Annotated in this window: 16 protein-coding genes; 8 read left to right on the forward strand and 8 right to left on the reverse strand. The window is 40.4% G+C overall.

Features of this window, described 5'->3' with window-relative positions; translation table 11 throughout:
- Nucleotides 1-874: 874 nt before the first annotated feature.
- Together ESV85_RS11330 and ESV85_RS11335 are read left to right on the forward strand one after the other, a co-directional pair.
- Nucleotides 875-4006 carry a SusC/RagA family TonB-linked outer membrane protein gene (locus ESV85_RS11330; RefSeq protein WP_410488859.1) on the forward strand — a complete coding sequence of 1044 codons (3132 nt, stop codon included), beginning with the start codon at nucleotides 875-877 and terminating at the stop codon, nucleotides 4004-4006.
- Between the two features lie 29 nt (nucleotides 4007-4035).
- Nucleotides 4036-5592 (forward strand): RagB/SusD family nutrient uptake outer membrane protein, encoded by a 1557-nt coding sequence (locus ESV85_RS11335; protein ID WP_146917671.1) that lies wholly within the window; start codon nucleotides 4036-4038, stop codon nucleotides 5590-5592.
- 91 nt (nucleotides 5593-5683) lie between these two features.
- Here the strand turns inward: ESV85_RS11335 and ESV85_RS11340 are convergent, their stop codons facing one another.
- The 3 genes from ESV85_RS11340 to ESV85_RS11350 form a co-directional block, all read right to left on the reverse strand.
- Nucleotides 5684-7168 carry a sulfatase-like hydrolase/transferase gene (locus ESV85_RS11340; RefSeq protein ID WP_146917673.1) on the reverse strand — a complete coding sequence of 495 codons (1485 nt, stop codon included), beginning with the start codon at nucleotides 7166-7168 and terminating at the stop codon, nucleotides 5684-5686.
- Complete coding sequence (locus ESV85_RS11345; RefSeq protein WP_146917674.1) at nucleotides 7161-7823, reverse strand: TetR/AcrR family transcriptional regulator; 663 nt, start codon at nucleotides 7821-7823, stop codon at nucleotides 7161-7163. The genes ESV85_RS11340 and ESV85_RS11345 overlap by 8 nt, the downstream gene beginning before the upstream one ends.
- Nucleotides 7824-8006: 183 nt before the next feature.
- Nucleotides 8007-9443 carry a sulfatase gene (locus tag ESV85_RS11350; protein ID WP_146917676.1) on the reverse strand — a complete coding sequence of 479 codons (1437 nt, stop codon included), beginning with the start codon at nucleotides 9441-9443 and terminating at the stop codon, nucleotides 8007-8009.
- Nucleotides 9444-9665: 222 nt separating this feature from the next.
- Between ESV85_RS11350 and ESV85_RS11355 the strand changes: the two genes are divergently transcribed.
- From ESV85_RS11355 to ESV85_RS11365, 3 genes are all read left to right on the forward strand, one after another.
- A complete protein-coding gene (locus ESV85_RS11355) occupies nucleotides 9666-11294 on the forward strand; it encodes a sulfatase (protein ID WP_146917678.1) in 1629 nt (542 codons plus the stop codon).
- A gap of 282 nt (nucleotides 11295-11576) precedes the next feature.
- Nucleotides 11577-12077, forward strand: a complete 501-nt coding sequence (msrA, locus tag ESV85_RS11360) for a peptide-methionine (S)-S-oxide reductase MsrA (RefSeq protein WP_146917679.1) — start codon at nucleotides 11577-11579, stop codon at nucleotides 12075-12077.
- Nucleotides 12078-12481: 404 nt separating this feature from the next.
- The gene (locus ESV85_RS11365) at nucleotides 12482-14173 is read left to right on the forward strand and encodes a sulfatase (protein ID WP_146917681.1); all 1692 of its coding nucleotides are present in this window, start codon (nucleotides 12482-12484) and stop codon (nucleotides 14171-14173) included.
- A 418-nt stretch (nucleotides 14174-14591) separates the two neighbouring features.
- Here the strand turns inward: ESV85_RS11365 and ESV85_RS11370 are convergent, their stop codons facing one another.
- The gene (locus tag ESV85_RS11370) at nucleotides 14592-14942 is read right to left on the reverse strand and encodes a GIY-YIG nuclease family protein (RefSeq protein WP_146917683.1); all 351 of its coding nucleotides are present in this window, start codon (nucleotides 14940-14942) and stop codon (nucleotides 14592-14594) included.
- Between the two features lie 571 nt (nucleotides 14943-15513).
- Between ESV85_RS11370 and ESV85_RS11375 the strand changes: the two genes are divergently transcribed.
- The gene (locus ESV85_RS11375) at nucleotides 15514-16311 is read left to right on the forward strand and encodes a phytanoyl-CoA dioxygenase family protein (protein ID WP_146917685.1); all 798 of its coding nucleotides are present in this window, start codon (nucleotides 15514-15516) and stop codon (nucleotides 16309-16311) included.
- 30 nt (nucleotides 16312-16341) lie between these two features.
- On the opposite strand, the gene ESV85_RS11380 is transcribed toward ESV85_RS11375, so the two are convergent.
- Together ESV85_RS11380 and ESV85_RS11385 are read right to left on the reverse strand one after the other, a co-directional pair.
- The gene (locus ESV85_RS11380) at nucleotides 16342-16938 is read right to left on the reverse strand and encodes a mobile mystery protein B (RefSeq protein ID WP_146917687.1); all 597 of its coding nucleotides are present in this window, start codon (nucleotides 16936-16938) and stop codon (nucleotides 16342-16344) included.
- A complete protein-coding gene (locus ESV85_RS11385; protein ID WP_146917689.1) occupies nucleotides 16929-17387 on the reverse strand; it encodes a mobile mystery protein A in 459 nt (152 codons plus the stop codon). Before ESV85_RS11385 ends, ESV85_RS11380 begins: the two co-directional genes overlap by 10 nt.
- A 186-nt stretch (nucleotides 17388-17573) precedes the next feature.
- Between ESV85_RS11385 and ESV85_RS22650 the strand changes: the two genes are divergently transcribed.
- Entirely contained in the window at nucleotides 17574-17699 is a 126-nt protein-coding gene (locus ESV85_RS22650; RefSeq protein WP_262713336.1) for a hypothetical protein, read from the forward strand.
- Nucleotides 17700-17787: 88 nt separating this feature from the next.
- Here ESV85_RS22650 and ESV85_RS11395 read toward each other — a convergent pair whose 3' ends face one another.
- A complete protein-coding gene (locus tag ESV85_RS11395) occupies nucleotides 17788-18075 on the reverse strand; it encodes a type II toxin-antitoxin system RelE/ParE family toxin (protein WP_146917691.1) in 288 nt (95 codons plus the stop codon).
- A complete protein-coding gene (locus ESV85_RS11400; RefSeq protein WP_146917693.1) occupies nucleotides 18068-18304 on the reverse strand; it encodes a type II toxin-antitoxin system ParD family antitoxin in 237 nt (78 codons plus the stop codon). Before ESV85_RS11400 ends, ESV85_RS11395 begins: the two co-directional genes overlap by 8 nt.
- Nucleotides 18305-18366: 62 nt before the next feature.
- On the opposite strand from ESV85_RS11400, the gene ESV85_RS11405 reads away from it, so the two are divergent.
- Nucleotides 18367-18543 carry a hypothetical protein gene (locus tag ESV85_RS11405; RefSeq protein ID WP_223275980.1) on the forward strand — a complete coding sequence of 59 codons (177 nt, stop codon included), beginning with the start codon at nucleotides 18367-18369 and terminating at the stop codon, nucleotides 18541-18543.
- Nucleotides 18544-18789: the final 246 nt, after the last annotated feature.

Raw genomic sequence — 18789 nt, forward strand, 5'->3', positions numbered from 1 at the left:
TGTCCGAAGAAATGTGTATTTTTCATCTGCTGTATTTATTGGTTGTGGTAAACTGAAAATACAGAAAAGGGGAAGCTTCTCAAACGAAGCTTCCCCTAAATTTTAAACCGTTTCTCGGACAGTAGTGATAAAAAATTTATAAAGCCTATTCAAAAAGATGATTTTTTTTTCTAAATTGGTGTAAAGAGTTTTGGAGGTCTCATATAGCATTTATATATTTTAATAAAAAGATAAAACAGTACAGTTATTCTTTTAAATCTGTTATAGATCTCTTGCGAGATAAGGCGATTATTCTCATGTGGCATGTTGAGTATTTTCCATAGGGTGTCTAAATAATATTGTTATTCGGCTTTTTATTCTATTTAAAATCCATTTTAACAGTAAAATTCCAAGCGGAGTAGTAGTGTTTTTAGATGTTTTTTTGAGATTTTGGTTCGGGGAAAGTTCTGTTAACTTGTTGGATTTTAGTGGATTGATTCTTTTTTAATGGATCGAAAGTATTTTGTGTCTGAATGATAAAGGTGATTGTATAGCAAGTTGCTATAATGATCTGTAATAAATTTTTAATTGATTGTTAACCTAAGATAGATTGCCAATGATATACTCAAAAAAAGCCTTTGTAAGGAGCAGTTGATATTTCAGGGAATTCCTCGCTGCACAATATCTGTACGCCTATTTAATTTTTTAAATAATAGGCGAAATTTCTAGTCAATAGTACAAATAAACCTCTTAAATCATGAAAATATATTTACATAGACGACTCCTATGGGTGTCTAAAAGAATCTTGTATGGGTTCTTGTTTCAGCTGATTTTTTGCTCGATGCTTTTTGCAAATCCTGAGCAAAATCTTCAGACGAATAGTAATCAAGTGCAAATGCAACCCGGTATTGAAAATGTGTCTGCCGGAGATGTTATTAATGAAGGTAGCCTTCCTCTAAACAATGCGGTAGATGTAACCGTGACAGGTACAGTCATTGATGAAACAGGACTACCTCTACCAGGTGCTACAGTTTCAGTAGCAGGAACTACTTCAGGAACAATAACTGACGTAGATGGAAAATTCTCAATAACAGTATCAGAAAATGCGGAGTTGATTTTTTCCTACATTGGATATGATCCACAGCGAGTAGCTGTTGGAAATCGAACGGTCATAAATATTACACTTCGGCCTGATGCTACAGCTTTGGACGAAGTAATTGTAATTGGATATGGTACGACCAAGCGAAGTGATTTGACTGGCTCAGTTGGCTCAGTAGATGCTGAAGCACTCAGAGAACGTCCAGCAGCCTCCTTAAATCAGGCATTAGCCGGAAGAATATCTGGTGTACAAGTCAACAATAACTCTGGTAGACCAGGAGGAAGAACTACTGTAAGAATCAGAGGATTTAGCTCAATCAACTCTTCCAACAACCCACTTTATGTGATAGATGGAGTTCAGATGCCAGTTGGAACGTTTGATCAACAAACAAATGCGATAGACTATATCAATCCGAACGATATTGTTTCTGTGGAAGTGCTTAAGGATGCTTCTTCTACTGCGATTTATGGATCTAGAGGTGCTAATGGTGTTATTCTAATTACCACCAAAAAGGGTAGATCAGGTGAGGGAGTTGTGACGTACAATGTGGATTTGAGCGTGCCTGTAATTGGTCCAAACAGACCTGAGGTATTAAATGCTAAGCAATACCTAGCAACAGAGGATCTCGCATGGGCAAATATGGCAAAGTATGATCCACAAGGCTGGGCTGATGGCAAATGGGCCTATCTAAATCCTGCATTAAGAAGGACGGATCCACGAATATTTGATAGTCAAGGTAATCCGCTTTACGATACCAATTGGCTGGAAGAGACAACTCAGAATAAGCTTTCTCAAAACCATCAATTAGGTTTTTCTGGCGGAAATGAACGTACTTCTTATTCACTTTCTCTGGGCTATAGAGATGATCAAGGCTTAGTAAAGACATCTTATCAGAAGAGATATTCTACTCGATTTACTATGGAGGATAAGGTGAAATCCTGGTTAACAGTAGGGGGAAGTCTTAGCTATAATAGCCAAACTGAAAATCTGGTAGATGTAAGTGATGCGGTTGCTCGACAAATGGTGGAAGATTTCCCATTCTTACCAGTAAAGTATGAAGATGGGACCTTTGCTAACAACAGAGACTATCCATTCGCTGAAGGAACGATGAGTTCTATGCACCGCTTATATGGAAGAAAGTATATTCTTAATACCCAGACTACTTTGGGTAGTGCGTACACAAATATTAAGTTTTCGGACGCATTAGAAATGAGAACAGCTTTGGGTGTCAATATTCTTACTCAAGAAAATAATCAATCTGAAACGAGAACCTTGGCGATTGGTCAAAGTGGAACAGCATCTAAAAGTTTAAGTAAAAACACATTCTGGTCGCTTGAAAACTACTTGACATATAATAAGGTCTTTGCAGAAAGACATGCAGTTAATGCCCTCCTAGGGATTTCTTGGCAGGAAAGTAATTATACTGGTATGAGTGCAAGTATTCAGAATTTCTCAACTGATTACTTCTTGTACAATAACCTAGGAGCAGGTAGCCAGCTACCAAGAGTAGGTTCTGGAGCTTCACGTGAAGCGTTGAACTCCTACTTTGCCAGAATTAATTACATCTTGGATGATAAGTATTTGTTTACTGCGACAGGTCGTGCGGATGGATCTTCCAAATTCGGAGATAATAATAAATATGCCTTTTTCCCTTCTGCTGCATTAGCTTGGAGAGTTTCTGAAGAAGGCTTCCTGAAAGGGAATCAGACCATTTCGAACCTGAAAGTGAGAACCAGTTTTGGATTGACAGGTAACTCTGAGATTCCTCCATATTCTTCTCTTTCGCTATTGAGCTCGAATTATTCGGCTATTTACAATGAAAATCAGGTAGGTGGAACTGGTATAAACAGACTGGCAAACCCAGACTTGAAATGGGAGAAAACTGCTCAGACAGATTTTGGCGTTGAGTTAGGGATGTTTAATAATCGCTTGAATGTAGAAGTTGATCTTTACTATAGAAAAACGACTGACATGCTACTGGATTCACCAGTACCTAGAACAAGTGGATATGCTACTATCAGAAGTAATGTAGGATCGATGGAGAATAAGGGAATCGAGTTTACCCTTAATTCTGTCAACGTTGATAGAGAAAATTTCAGTTGGAATTCTTCATTCAATCTATCTCTGAATAGGAACAAAGTATTGTCTCTAGCTACACCTGCGGATATTTTTGGAGTTGGTGGACCTAATTTTACTAACCAAACCAATATTATCAGAGTTGGTGAGCCAGTAGGTGCTTTCTGGGGTTTGACAAGATTGGGAACTTGGAGTGAAGCTGAAAGAGCAGAGGCTGCAGAATTTGTGAGTTACAGAAATGGACTTACAATTCTTCCAGGTGACATCAAGTATTTGGATGTCAATGGAGACAAAGCAATCAACGATTCGGATAGAATGATCATCGGTAATGGTAGCCCTGATTTCTGGGGAGCTATTTCTAACAGTTTCAGACTATACAATTTTGATCTTACTATAGAGCTTCAATATAGTGTAGGAAATGACATACTAGATATGACCCTCCACCCAAGTGAAGACCGTCAGGCACTGGCAAATAGCTACACCTCTGTATTGAATGCGTGGACTCCACAAAATCAGAATACTATGATCGCGGAGATCCGTGATACGCGTGCAGGATATGTGACCAACGTGGATTCTCACTGGGTTAAAGATGGTTCGTTTTTGAGAGGAAGAAACCTTTTGTTAGGGTATAATTTCCCTTCAAACGTAGCTAGCGCCATTAAGCTAAGTAGATTGAGAGCTTATGCTTCGGCTCAGAACTTCTTCCTTTTGACTGGAAAAGATGTTAATGGAGATCCAGAGACATCACCTATTCGGGGAGGAACCGGAAGTAACGTTTTCTCTCAGGGTATGAACTGGCACAGTTACCCAAGACCAACAATTTTCATGTTCGGTATTCAGGTAACTCTTTAATCCTTTTTCAACTTAAAGCGATATAACAAATGAAAGATAACATATATAATAAGGCAGGCAGATTGTTCCTTTTTGGAGCATTAGTGGCAGGATTTGTAGGTTGTTCAAGTTTTTTGGAGGAAGAAGATCCTTCTAATTTGACACCTGAAAGTTTCTACACTATTCCTGACCACGCAGAAGCAGCACTTGCTGCGGTTTATGCAGAGACGCGATTTATTGGTGGCGATGGTGGGATTTTCTCTTCCACATGGCAATTGCTAGAAGCTCCTACTGGGACTTCTACTACTGAGACAGCTCAAAATTCAGATTTGAATAACTTATACGGACTCATCTATGATGGAAGAACCCAACATGTGATTAACTGGTGGAATGGATTGTACAGAGTAATTGCACAAGCCAATCTTGTTATAGAAAAAGTTCCGGCTATCACTCCAATGGATGCTGCTCAGAAGACGAAAGTACTTGGCGAAGCCAGGTTTTTACGAGCTTGGTCTTATTTCTATTTAGTGAGATTGTGGGGAGATGTGCCTTTGGTTGTGCTTCCACAGACAGCCAGTTCTGAAAATTTCAAACCGGCACCTGCTTCTCAGGAAGAAGTTTATGCATTGATTTTGGAAGATTTGAAAGCAGCAGAAGCGGCAGGTTTGCCTTGGATGGATGTTAGTGGTAGAGCTTCAGCAGCGGCTACCAAATCTATGCTTGCCAAAGTATACTTAACAATGGCTGGCTTTCCGCTCAGCAAAGGAGCATCTCACTATCAGCTGGCTGCTGATAAGGCTAAGGAAGTGGTAGATTATGCAAATAACAACCCGCAATCGATCAATTTATTTCCTACTTATACGGCCATTCACGACGAGAAAAATGATAACAAATTGGAGCATATTTTTATGCTACAATACAATGTGATCGTTTCAGGAAATCCTATGAATAATATGTTTCCAAACTTTAAGCCAGTAACATTTGCTGGTCCATCGGGAACAGGTAGTACCGTGCCAACCGAAGATTTCTACAACTCGTATGAGAACGGAGATATCCGTGCCAAAAATCAGGAAGGTTATTTCTATACTACCTACTATGTAAACGGCAGTGGAGCAGAGTTTGATCTTGGTGCTCCATATGTATTCAAGCACTTCAATAAGCTTGCTTTAGGAACAAAGGATCAACCTGGGAATAAATCAAACAACTTGAATGTACCATTGATCAGATATGCCGAAGTATTATTGACTTATGCAGAAGCTCAGAATGAAGTTTCAGGGCCAAATGCGTTAGCAGTGGAGAGTTTGAAAGAAATTCGTGATAGAGCTGGATTGACTACCCCTGCTCTTGGTGGATTTACTGCGGATACATTCAGAGATGCAGTCTTGAGAGAGAGATGGCATGAGCTGTGCTATGAGCAGATTACTTGGTTTGATATGCTTCGCTTACGCAAAGTATATAATGAAGCTACTAATGGATTTGATCAGTTTGTAGGTCATATCAATCCTAGCTCTAATCAAGCACTGCAGGCTAAGCATTATTTGATGCCTTACCCTCTTCCAGAAATGCAAAACAATCCTAATCTTACTCCACAGAATCCTGGATATTAAGTTGGACTAAAAGTTTGTATATAATTGAAAATGGCTCCAATTTATTGGAGCCATTTTTTTGAGTAATTCACCTTGAAATTATCTGCATCTTTTACTTTTCGATATTTTCAAAATACCTCTTCAGCGTATATTCTGGCTGCCAGCGATCTGGTTTTCTAGTAAGTTTGGCTGGATCGTATTCTAGTGGTTTGATCACCTTGGTGGTCAAAGCAGCAGTGTCACCAGAACTTTTTTGCCAATCCTTCAGCTGGTTCATTAACTCATCTTTGGTGGAGGAATAGGCTTTGTTTTCAGCCAAATTATTTAATTCCAATGGATCGTTTTTCAAGTTGAAAAGCTGCGTATAATCTCGCTCTGGATAACGGATCAACTTCCATTCCGGTGTTCTTACTGCCCGTACAGTATGTCGGTAAGCAGTAAATAAACTGCTTCTTACTTCTTTTTCTTTTCCGACGAGGATAGGAGCTAAGCTCTTTCCGTCCACCTGAGTTGGTTTAGGTAAACCCGCCAATTCTGAAAGTGTAGGGTAAAGGTCGTAGAGATAGACCATGGCGTCGAAGGTTTCGTTCTTCGGAACCCCAGGGCCTTTGATGATCATAGGAACATTGGTGCTATGCTCATAGAGACTTTGCTTTCCCAGCAATCCATGAGATCCTGCAGCCAATCCATTATCAGCAGCATATACGATGATGGTGTTATCGTATAAGTCATTATCCTTTAGTGTTTGAATGATTTTGCCAATCTGAGTATCCAAGTGAGTCACCAGCGCATAGTAATCTGACAGAATCATCTGGATTACCGCTGGTTTTCTCGGCCAGTCAGTTAGTAGTTCATCACGAACCATCAAGTAATCAAACTCAAAAGGATGATAGGGTTTGTAATTCCCCGGCAAAGGCAAAGTGCCATCTGGGTAGTGATTGATGTAATTCGCTTCAGGAGAATAAGGATCATGCGGTGCTGTGAATGCTACATATGCGAAGAATGGCTTGTCAGTTCCTGATTTCACATGATCTTCAATGAATGCTATAGCACCTTGCGCAAATACCTCTGTAGAATAACCTTTGTTTGTTGGCTCACCGAGCTTGCCATTTTCGTCATAATCACGCATAGCTAAGCTGTAATGATCGGCCATTCCGCCCAGGTAGACATTTTTAGCCTGCTGGAAACTCGCCTCGAAAGCCTCTTTCTCATTGTGCCACTTGCCAGTCCCAAAAGTTGAATATCCTGCTTGTGCAAAGTCCATCGGCATGGTACGCTCGCCTTTGAGTTTGTCATACACATGGAATAAGCTCTTACCACTTAGCAACATCGCGCGACTTGCTGCACAGACTGCCCCGTGATTTCCGCCCATTACGTAGGCATTTTCGAAGCGGCTTCCATCAGTTGCCAGCTGGTCAATATTCGGAGTATGTATGTAAGGATTACCAGAAGCTCCCAAAGCATCCGCACGCTGATCATCTGCGAAGAGGAAAAGTACGTTGGGTTTACTTGCTTTTTGTTGTGCTACGCTTAGTTGAAAAGTGCTTGAAAATAGAAGGGTAAGGCATAGTCCAAAGAGTCTGGCTTTACTAATCATTAGTTGGTTCCTGTTTTATGTGTCCGTGTTTATTAATTGTTTTTTCTTGTTCTTCCTTCCCGCTTTCAGTTAAATATGGACAAATTACTGCCCATATACTTTTGACCATGGAGCCTTTTTCCGTGAATTTTTCAGTTGCTAAGACTTCTCTTTGAGGCAGCCAGAAAGTAATAATTACCCGGATTATATGTTGAATTTTCTCATAAGTATCGGCTTCTATTTCTAACATGAATTTGTCAGAGATAAACTCCTGGAATAGCGCATTCATCTGTTCTTTTCTATGCTCGGAAGTTTTTTGGAGAAGCAAAGATATTTTTGGATAAGCTCTGGTGATTTCCATGACATCCAGATTGATAAAGCGATACTTGTATTGAAATTCCTCCAATTGCCCAAGTAACAGGTGAAAATGTTCAATGGATGATGAGTTCGCATTACGTGTGATAAAGTAATCTGACATTTCAGCCCTCATCTTATCATAAATTGCTGATATCAACTCTTCTTTAGAGCGATAATGGTAATCGAGATTGCCGTGTGAAATCCCCATTTCACCCGCAATGTGTCGACTGGTAATTCCTTGAACACCTGACTTATTATATAGAGCTACAGCTGTTAAAAGAATTTTGTCCTTGGTTTTCAATTTTGGGATTGAAGGCATACTTGAGTTTTCGTGTTTATAAATCGACTAAGTGAAAATCACCAACAAGGTAGAACAATGATTTAAGTCATTATTATTTGTCCCGAATACTGTTGATTATTAACTTGTATTTGACCGTACTTGTTTGTTCTTAAATCTAAGTAATCCCCTATGGGAAGTGATACGAAGAGCATGTTTTCAAAGTTATGGGTAGCCAATACCGAGGTCATTTTCTCTGACTTCAATTAGCTTTTTCTTTAGCTTTTTCTGCAAATCAGTCACTACATTTTCGAAAGCTGGATTCATAGCGAGATTCGTAAACTGATTGGGGTCTTTTTTCATATCGTAAAGTTCCATGCCTGATCCTGCGTCCTCGTCATATTGAATATATGCCCACTTGTCTGTGCGAACCAAAAATGACTTGCCTCCCTGCGTCACTGAAAAAGCGAATTCGCGTACTTTTTTTCTAGGGTTTTCCAGGATTGGCATTAGGCTCTTACCCTGAATACCTTTAGGGTAATCTAAACCAGCCAATTCTGCAAGGGTAGGATAGAGGTCGATAAGTTCAGTGAATGAGTTGGTGATTGCAGGTTTTTTGCCGGGCACCTTGATCATCATCGGCACTTGGACGGACTCTTCGTGAAGACTTACTTTCATCCAAAACTCATGCTCATCCAGATGGAATCCATGATCTGAAGTGAAAATGACTATGGTATTATCCTCCAAGCCTTCCTCTTTTAGCGTTTTTAAAACCTTAGCTACTTGAGCATCCATATAGGAAACTGAGGCATAATAGGCTGCAATTGCTTTCTGCTTTTGCACCGAATTCATGTTGGCATTTACACTTGTGACGTAATTGATTCCTCGCTCAGGAATATCATCCCAGTCATTTTCCACCTGCTTTGGAAGCTTAATTCCTTCGTAAGGAAAAGGAGAGAAATACTCAGCAGGAGCCACAAAAGGCACGTGAGGCCGTACAAAACCTATAGCCAAAAAGAAGGGGTCATCCTTGTGCATGCGGATCAACTCAGATGCTTTTTCAGCAGTTTTTCCATCGGAATGTGCCAAATCTCCACCTGATGCCTGCACTATGGTCATTACATTTCCACCTTTTCGCTCTATACTTCCATCAGCATTATTTTGCACCAATTCTGCTTTGCCTTCAGCTTTCCATTCAGGGGCTTGAGAATTGAATTTCTCGGTCCATGAGGCAGGATCATCGGTGCCATCCGTACCATTTTCTATATCGATGGGGACTCCCATATGATAGATTTTGCTTACCCTGGCAGTGTAATAGCCATTTTGCTTGAAAAGCTCCGCTAGAGACGGTCTGTCTGCGCCTACATTTTCACGTCCACTTACATAGCCATAGGTCTGCGTAGCGTTCGGGTAATAACCGAACATAAAAGATGCCCTTGATGGTCCGCATACTGGATATTGAGTATAGGCACGAGTGAAAACGGTACTCTCTTTGGCTAATTGATCAATAGCTGGGGTATGGGCTTTTTCATTTCCATATGAGCCGAGAGCGGTCGTCGTTAAATCGTCTGAAATGATAAAAAGGACATTCGGCTGCTTTTTTTGCTGAGAAAAGGCTGAAAAGGATAGTAAAAGTGCTGTAACTACTAGTAGACTTCTCATGATAAATCGTGATGAATTTTCAAATATTTTCGTGCCCATTGAAATTTTCTAGCCAAGCAATATAGTGAAGTAAATAGGTCTCTTGACCTAAATCTAACTATCGTTGATAAATTTAGATTTTAAAGAGAACTTTATTCAAGGACTCAGGATAGATTCTTTTACCCCTGGAACAGGGTTTTGAGTAAATAACTATAAATTAGAACTTAAATAAAAAAATAAAGTATGTCTGGAGTAAAAATCTATTTTCTTTTTTTAGTAGTTACTCTTGCTTTTAGCTGCAGTTCTAAAGAGGAGCAAAAGATGTCTGAGAGGCCAAATATCATTTTTATCATGGCAGATGATCATGCCTATCAGGCGATTAGTGCATATGGTGAAGGATTGAATGAAACACCGAATATAGACAGGATCGCAAAAGAAGGAGCAATTTTCACCAGAGCTACGGTTACCAATTCTATCTGCGCTCCAAGTCGTGCAGTTTTGCTAACTGGTAAGCATAGTTTCATGAATGGAAAGGTGGATAACATACAGCCTTTTGATTGGGATCAGGATAATTTCCCGAAACTGATGCAGGCAAATGGCTACACAACTGCTTTGATTGGTAAGATCCACTTAGATGGACAGCCTCAGGGTTTTGATTATTCTATGGTGCTACCAGGCCAGGGCGAGTATTATAATCCAGACTTTTTGATCAATGGAGAAAAGAAGAGAATCGAAGGCTATGTCACAGACATCACCACTGACTTGGCTTTGGACTGGTTGGAAAATGGAAGAGATAAGGAAAAGCCTTTCGTCTTGCTTTATCACCAAAAGGCTCCACATAGAAATTGGAAGCCTGCTCCAGAGTATTTGACATTATATGATGACAAGGAATTCACTCCTCCGGCTAACTTCTTTGACGAGGAAACGAATTATCAGGGAAGAGGCTCTGCGGCTCGCGAGCAAAAAATGGAGATCGATGAGATCATGCGTTGGGGTCGTGACTTGATGCTGGAAGTTAATCCAAATGGTGACAGCACCGGCTTGGCTGAAGAGTTAAAGCGATTCAATCCAGAGCAACTGAAAGCTTGGAGAGAAGCTTTTGATCCAAAGAATGCAGCTTTCCTGAAAGCCTATGGACAATTGGATGAGAATACATTAACCCTAGAGAAAAAGAGAGAAATTGCCACCTGGAAATACAATCGCTACATCAAAAATTACCTGCGTACGATCAAGTCTGTGGATGATGGAGTAGGAGAGGTTTTGGATTATTTGGAAGCAAATGGTTTGGCTGAGAATACCATCGTGGTTTATACCTCAGATCAAGGGTTTTACCTAGGAGAGCACGGCTGGTTTGACAAGCGCTTTATGTACGAAGAGTCTTTCCGTACACCACTTTTGGTGAAATACCCTAAAGAGATCAAACCTGGAACTACCATCAAAAACTTGGTTCAGAATCTAGATTTTGCGCCTACATTCCTTGATTATGCAGGAATCAAAGCACCAGCAGAGATGCAAGGAGAGTCTTTCCGTAAACTGGTCAGTGGAGAAAGTAAAGAATGGCGAGATGCTGTCTACTACACCTATTATGAATATCCTGCCGAACACAGCGTGAAGCGGCATAACGGCGTGGCTACCGATCGATATAAGCTGATTCACTTTTACTACGATATAGACGAGTGGGAGCTTTATGATCTAGAAACTGATCCGCATGAAATGCAAAATGTTTATGATGACCCTGCCTATGCTGAGGTGAGAGAAATGATGCATAAGAAGTTTGTGGAGGTTCGCGAAAAGTATGGTGATAGTGACGCCAATGACAAGCGCTTCTTGGACGAGTACATGGAAGTTTATAACAAGAGGAATAGTAAGTGAAATGATTCTTTAAAAGATGCCATTTGTCTTAATTATTAGCTTATAAGGCTGGAAGACGGATACTTCGGCTACGCTCAGTACAAGTGACCGGAGACCGAAGTAGACTTAATCTAAGAGTCAAACTTAAATGTGATTGATTTTGGTTTTTACTGCCAAATGTGGGGAATTATGAAATAAGTAAATTGGATCTAGTATGTTACACTTCAGGTATCTTTTCAGATGGCTAGGAGGAAAGGAATCTAAGTCTCAGGCCATCTGTTACTTTAAAAAAATTGAAATAAAATGAGCAATACTAAAAAAGCATACATCGCAGGAGGTTGTTTTTGGGGGATGGAAGATCTCTTTAGAACACGTCCTGGAATCGTTGATACAGAAGTTGGTTACCAAGGCGGGCAAAACGAAAATCCCACCTACAAAAACCATCCAGGTCATGCGGAAGGCATAGAATTGACTTATGATCCAAGCCAAACATCTTTCAAAGAAATTTTGGATTACTTCTTCAGAATGCACAATCCTACTACTGTCGATCAACAGGGCAACGATATGGGTTCGAGCTATAGATCTGCTATTTTCTATCAAAATGAGGAAGAAAAAGCGGAAGCAGAGGAAGTGATAGCTATTGTGGATGCATCTGGAAAATGGCCAAGCAAGGTGGTTACTACCTTAGAACCTTTTGCTCCTTTTTGGACTGCAGAGGACTATCATCAGGATTATTTGGTAAAAAACCCTAATGGGTATACTTGTCACTTCTTACGATTTGAAGAGAGTTTTATTGAGGGGTGAGGAGGCTTTATGTCAGGTGACCGATGTCAGATGACCGATGTCCGATGTCGGGTGACCGATGTCATGTGCCCGATGTCTGATGGCTGAAGATTGAAGACCGAAGTCGGGAGACGGAAGCGGCCTGAAGTTTAGAGTTTAGCATATCTTATTTTGCTTTAGTCTCTATGCTGTTTGAAAAGAAGAAATACGTAAACATAAACTATTGGGAATATCCCTCCCTTTTAATAAATAGGATTATCTGTTGTGCTGCCAGTAAATAAAATAAAAGCGCTAAAAGTAGAGGTAAAAGCTATAGCTGAGGCTACTTCGGTCATCGGTCATCCGACATCCAGCAAACCAAAGAAAGTGCTGCGACTGACATCTTTGCAGACAAACAATTTACCCCCAAAATAACCACCCCTATAATGAAGCACGTTTTAAAATCGATTTTCCTCGGCTCCTTGGCAATACTTGCTTTTGCATGTAAAACTGAGGAGGCTGCAAAAACCGCTGAGCGGCCAAACATCATTTTTATCATGTCGGATGATCATGCCTATCAGGCAATTTCTGCTTACGACAATACCTTGATCGAAACTCCGAATATTGATCGTATTGCGAAAATGGGGATGCTTTTCACCAATGCATCTGTGACCAATTCGATCTGTGCACCTTCTCGTGCTACTATTTTGACTGGTAAGCACTCACACATCAACGGTAAAGTGGACAATCATTTTCCCTTTGATACGACGAATGTGACTTTCCCACAGATTCTTCAGGATGCAGGATATCAGACAGCCATGTTTGGTAAGCTACACTTTGGTAACAGTCCAAAAGGCTTTGATCAATTCAAGATTTTGCCAGGTCAGGGCGCTTATTACAATCCTGATTTCATCACCAAAAACGAAGGTAATATTAAAGTGGAAGGCTATGTGACGGATATCATCACAGATATGACGCTGGATTGGCTGCAGTATGAGCGCAAGGCCGATCAGCCATTTATGCTGATGTACTTGCATAAAGCCCCACACCGAGAGTGGCTTCCTGCCGAGCGTCATATAGAAGAATTTACCAACCGAACTTTCAAAGAGCCAGCTACACTTTTTGATGATTATTCCGGAAGAGGAAGAGCCGCTCACGAGGCGGAAATGAACTTATTAGAGGATATGAACTGGTCAGGGGATTCCAAAGTGTATCCGGAAGTGATGGATGAATTGGGCATACCAGAAACTTCAGATTGGGACAAGGGTGCTTTCGAAAGAGAAGTTGGTAGAATGAATGAAGCCCAGCGTGCGAACTGGGATAAGGCTTATATGAAAGTCAATGAGGACTTCAAGAAAGCATACCCTACCATGACCGAGAAGGATAAAATGAAGTGGAGGTATCAGCGCTACATGCAGGATTATCTAGGTACGATCAAAGCCGTTGATGAAAATGTAGGTCGTGTGTTGGATTACTTGGAGGCAAATAATTTGATGGAAAATACGATCATCGTCTATACTTCTGATCAGGGATTTTACCTAGGCGAGCACGGTTGGTTTGATAAGCGTTTTGTTTACAATGAGTCATTTAAAACTCCACTTTTGATGGCTTGGCCAGGCAAAGTCAAAGCTGGGACCAAATCTGACGAGATGGTTCAGAATCTTGATTTTGCACAGACTTTCCTAGCTGCAGCAGGGATCGAAGCTCCTGCGGATATGCAAGGCGAAAGCTTATTGCCATTGCTAATGGGCGAAACTGACAAGTGGACGCGTGAGGCAGTTTACTATCACTATTACGAGTATCCATCCGTGCACATGGTGAAGCGTCACTATGCGATCATTACCAAGGAATATAAATTGGTTCACTACTACTTTGATAATGACGAGTGGGAATTGATCGATAGAAAGAAGGATCCTATGGAGATGACCAATGTCTACGATGATCCAGCTTATGCTGAAATCCGGGCAGATTTGCACAAACAGCTTGATGGCTTGCGTGAAAAGTATGGTGACAGTTCAGAATTAAGTCAGGAATACATTGATAAGTATCTGGATTACTTGGAAGAAAATAATTCATCTGCCGGAGGCAAAAATACTGAGTTGATCGATAAGATTTTCGAAGACAGAAAGAAAAAGTAAGGTTACGTTTTTCCTATCATAAAGAGCCTCAGTAGATTAGTTTGCTGAGGCTTTTTTTATAAACCGCAAAGACCGCAAAGTTCACGCAGAGGGCACAATTGTCAGGCTGAGCGAAGTCGGTGGTGTCAGGCTGAGCGAAGTCGAAGCCCCCTTTTAATGCAAGTAAAATAACTGTCCTCGTGCCTTCAGACTTCCGTCTTCCAGGTGCTCGGACTGACACGATTTGAGCTTAAAATCATAATCCGTCATTGGTAGCGATGCCGATGTCAGGCTGAGCGCAGTCGAAGCCTCTTTTAAAGTAACTGAAGTTATTGTCCTCGACTTCGCTCGGACTGACATGATTTGAGCTTAAAATCATAATCCGTCATTGGTAGCGATGCCGATGTCAGGCTGAGCGAAGTCGAAGCCCCCCTTAAACCTAGGCAGACTTTTCATCAGTTTTAGAGGTCAATAAATTCTCCTTGAAATTTTTATGAGAAGACTCATTTTTGCATTCTGCTAATTCTTTCAATTTATCCCACTCGTCATTAATCATTGCGAGTTTTTTACTCTTACCCCATCCTTTGATTTGTTTTTCAAAAGCAATAGCCTCTTTGATTTCTTGAAATTCCTGCACAAACACTAACTCTAAAGGCCTTCTTTTTGCAGTATAGCAAAAAGGATCTAGGCCTTCAGAATGTTCAGCGAATCTCCTTTCCAAATTATTTGTAACTCCTGTATAGAAAGTATTATCGGAGCATTTCAGTATGTAAACAAAGTATATTTTCATACAATTTCAATTTAAAAAAATGAGTTTTGTAATTACAATATACTAATTACCAGTGTCTAATGTGAATATCAAAGTAGTATTAAACTACAATTAATCTGTCTGTAGTTGTCAGGCTGAGCGAAGTCGGTGTCAGGCTGAGCGAAGTCGAAGCCCCCTTTTAATGCAAGTAACATAATTGTCCTCGATCCCGATAGCTATACGGGACGCTCGGACTGACATGATTTGAGCTTAAAATCATAATCCGTCATTGGTAACGGAGTCGGTGTCAGGCTGAGCGAAGTCGAAGCCCCTGTTATTGCGAGTAACGTAACTGTCCTCGTGCCTTCAGACTTCCGTCTTCCGGGTGCTCGGACTGACACGAATTTTCCCTCGGACTAACACGATTTGCGGTAAAAATCACTTTTTTTTCTGCCATTAAGGAGATAAAAGCAATAGCGGAGGAGGTTAATGTAACAATTAAGGGTACTTCGGTCATCCGTCATCGGTCTTCCAGCCAGTAAATCAAAGAAATTAAGAATACTGGCATCATTACAGATAATCATATTAATTTTAAGTACAAATAACCCAACCCATGAATAACCTAGATCATCCCTATCCAATCTCTCCTGAGGCCAAAGCTTTTTATCAGGAAAACAACTTTATCAAACTCAAGCAGGTGCTAAGTCCTGAGGAAGTCGCACATTTCAATGCCGTGATTTCGGCAGAAGTCCAGCGGAAGAACACACAGGAAAGACCGATGGAGGAGCGGGATACCTACAGCAAGGCTTTTTTGCAGATTTTCAATTTGTGGACGGAAAGTGAGGAAGTGAAAAAGCTGGTACTGAGCAAGCGCTTGGCTCAGATAGCCTCAGATCTGATGGGCTGCGAGCAAGTTCGGATTTACCACGATCAGGCCTTATTCAAAGAGGCAGGTGGAGGAATTACTCCTTGGCATGCCGATCAGTATTATTGGCCGATCGATACCGATAATACGATTACGGTATGGATTCCTCTTCAGGCAACTCCGCTGGAGATGGGGCCATTGGAGTTTTCTGCCGGAAGTCAGCAGATTATTTTCGGAAGAGACTTGCAGATTGGAGATGATTCTGAGGTGCAAATCAAGCAGAATCTTCGTGTCAACAACTTTGATCATGTGATCGAAGCCTTTGATTTGGGAGAAGTGAGCTTTCACTCAGGCTGGGTTTTCCATCGTGCCGGGGCAAACCAAACGGACCAGATGCGAAAAGTAATGACGGTGATTTACATGGATGCTGAAGCCAAACTGATGAATCCCAAGAATGATAACCAAATCCATGATTGGAATACCTGGTGCCCGGGAGCGAAGATCGGCGAGGTGATCGATACTGAATTGAATCCTGTGGCGGGGTGATAGGCTAAAGTGCTTTTATTCGTTTCTTTCTTAGGACCTTGCAAATTCAATTAGTGGCTGAAATATATCATTATCTGCTTCTTTTACTGCTTTCAAGTATGTACTTCTCGTGTCGCCTTGATACACTAGATCACCTGTTCCCCAGCTGAACATTGGTAAATCATATATCTTATTGATGATAATATCTGCTATTAATCTACTATGACGACCGTTTCCATTTGAAAAACAATGTATGCTTACTATTCTATGTTTAAAGCGTATTGCGATTTCTTCAGGAGAATAGGTTTCGTTCCTGACCCAAAATAACGAATCGTCACATAACGTTTTTAGAGCTACAGGTATTTGCCATTTATCAATCCCTAAGTTCTTATTAGTTTTTCTAAATTTCCCAGCCCACGACCATACACTTCCATACATTCGTCTATGAAGATTGCAGATAAATTTTTCGGTTAAAACTGTTTCTGTTTTAAAGGATCTTGTTAGAATCCATTGTAAGGCTTCTTCAATATTTTGTTGCTCAAATTCATCTAATTCTTCACGTGTAGCAACTGTTGGGATTAAGAGACCTTCCTTTTCATCGTCGTCTAATGGGGTTTGTCCATTTATGTATTCCAGGTCTAGTCCCATATAGTTTTAGGTAGTTCTTGTTTGATTATCAGAGTTCGTTCTTCAATTGCTTTTTTGATTCGTTCATTGGTGTTTTGCTGATCCTCAAGTTTCATAGTATTTGATGTTCGAGAAACTATTTTTTCGGCCAAGGAACGAGCCTTACTTTCAATATGCTTTTCTAAAGTTCCTTCTTTTGGAACAAAACCGTATACGAGTTCCATGTCTAATGCTCGAGCAGTTTCTCTTAATGATTTAAGTGTTATTGCACCTTCCTTCTCTCGTGTTTCAATCTCTTGAACACTCTGTTTTGTCATCCCTAATTTGTTTGCCAACTGCTGGAGTGACATTCCTAAGGCTAATCTAATTGCTTTGACCCATCCTGTTGGTGGATTGGGTAGTTGGCGAGTAGGGGAAAACAGCTTGATTCTAGATTCTAGTTGTTCTATTTGGAGTTTTTTATTGTCCATGATGTAAGGTTATAGCCTGATAAATTTAATTAAATGTAAGGTTAAAACCTGACTCAAACAAGCATAATGTCAAATTATAGCCTGACAAAATAGTATAAAAAGTAAGGGTATAGCCTGATAAATTTGGGGTTTAATCAGGTGTCTGCCAAACATTTTTTTTTTGGATGAAGTACAACGTAGAAGGTGATGGGTGCCACCGCCAAAATTAAAAATCCTGAAAATGATAATCAGATCAATGATTGGAATACCTGGTGGCCAGGCGCGAAAATCGGAGAGTTGATTGATACGGAATTGAATCCTTTGGCGGGGTGATTCGGAAAAAGTATTCTCAAGCCTTCGGGTTCAATTTATGACCTATTTGTTAAGGCCTGTTTTGGTGGTATGATTTTGTCCGGAATGTTTACAGTATGTTTTTCAAATTCTGTCTACCAACGATTGCCATTATTTCAATCCTATTATTAGTTATCCTGTAATAAATACTGTCAGAACCACAAACACATCGGCGATACCCCTCCTTTATAAAATCCACCGATTCGAAGGAATAAGGGCTTTGTGCTATGAGATCAAAATATTCGAAAAAAGTATTAAAATATTTGTCGGCTTGTGTCATTCCAAATTGCTTGACCCCGTAGCTGTGAATACGTATCAGGTCTTCCTTAGCAACATTACTAAGCTTGTAACTACTCATTTAAAGACTTGGCTTGAGCTAAAATTTGCTCCTTACTATCATCGGTAAAGCCACTATTTTCTGCTTTTTCTAATTTAGCTTTAATCCAGTCTATTTCGATTTGCTGATTTCTCGCTTGTCTTATTAAGTCATTCACAAGTTCACTTTTGCTGGAATATTCCTGATTGTCAACCTGCGTTTTTAACCATTTATCATTTGGTTCTGTAAATGAAATGCTCTGCCTTGCCATAATGATATTTTTTGATTTGGTGCTAATTTACATCAAAATCGAATCAATTTCAAAAATTTATATTGGGAAGAGACCTACAGATAGGGGATGATTCTGAGCTGAAAATCAAGCAGAATCTTCGTATCAACAACTTTGATCATGTGATCGAAGCATTCGACTTGGGAGAGGTGAGCTTTAACTCAGGCTGGGTGTTTCACCGAGCAGGCGCCAATCAAACAGATCAAATCGAGCCTGGCTGAGGCAGACATGCATGACTCAAGCGTCACACACTTATATGATTATCTGATATGCGAGATTCTCCCGAAGAAAAATCGGGACAGGCTATGTGGCCAATTAAAATCAAATTATAAACACATGAAATGCGAAAAGTAATGACGGTGATTTACACGGATGCCACCGCCAAACTCAAGAATCCTGAAAATGATAACCAGATCCATGATTGGAATACCTGGTGTCCCGGAGCGAAGATCGGTGAGGTGATCGAT

The sequence above is a fragment of the Algoriphagus aquimarinus genome (assembly GCF_007997215.1).
GTDB classification, from domain to species: domain Bacteria; phylum Bacteroidota; class Bacteroidia; order Cytophagales; family Cyclobacteriaceae; genus Algoriphagus; species Algoriphagus aquimarinus_A.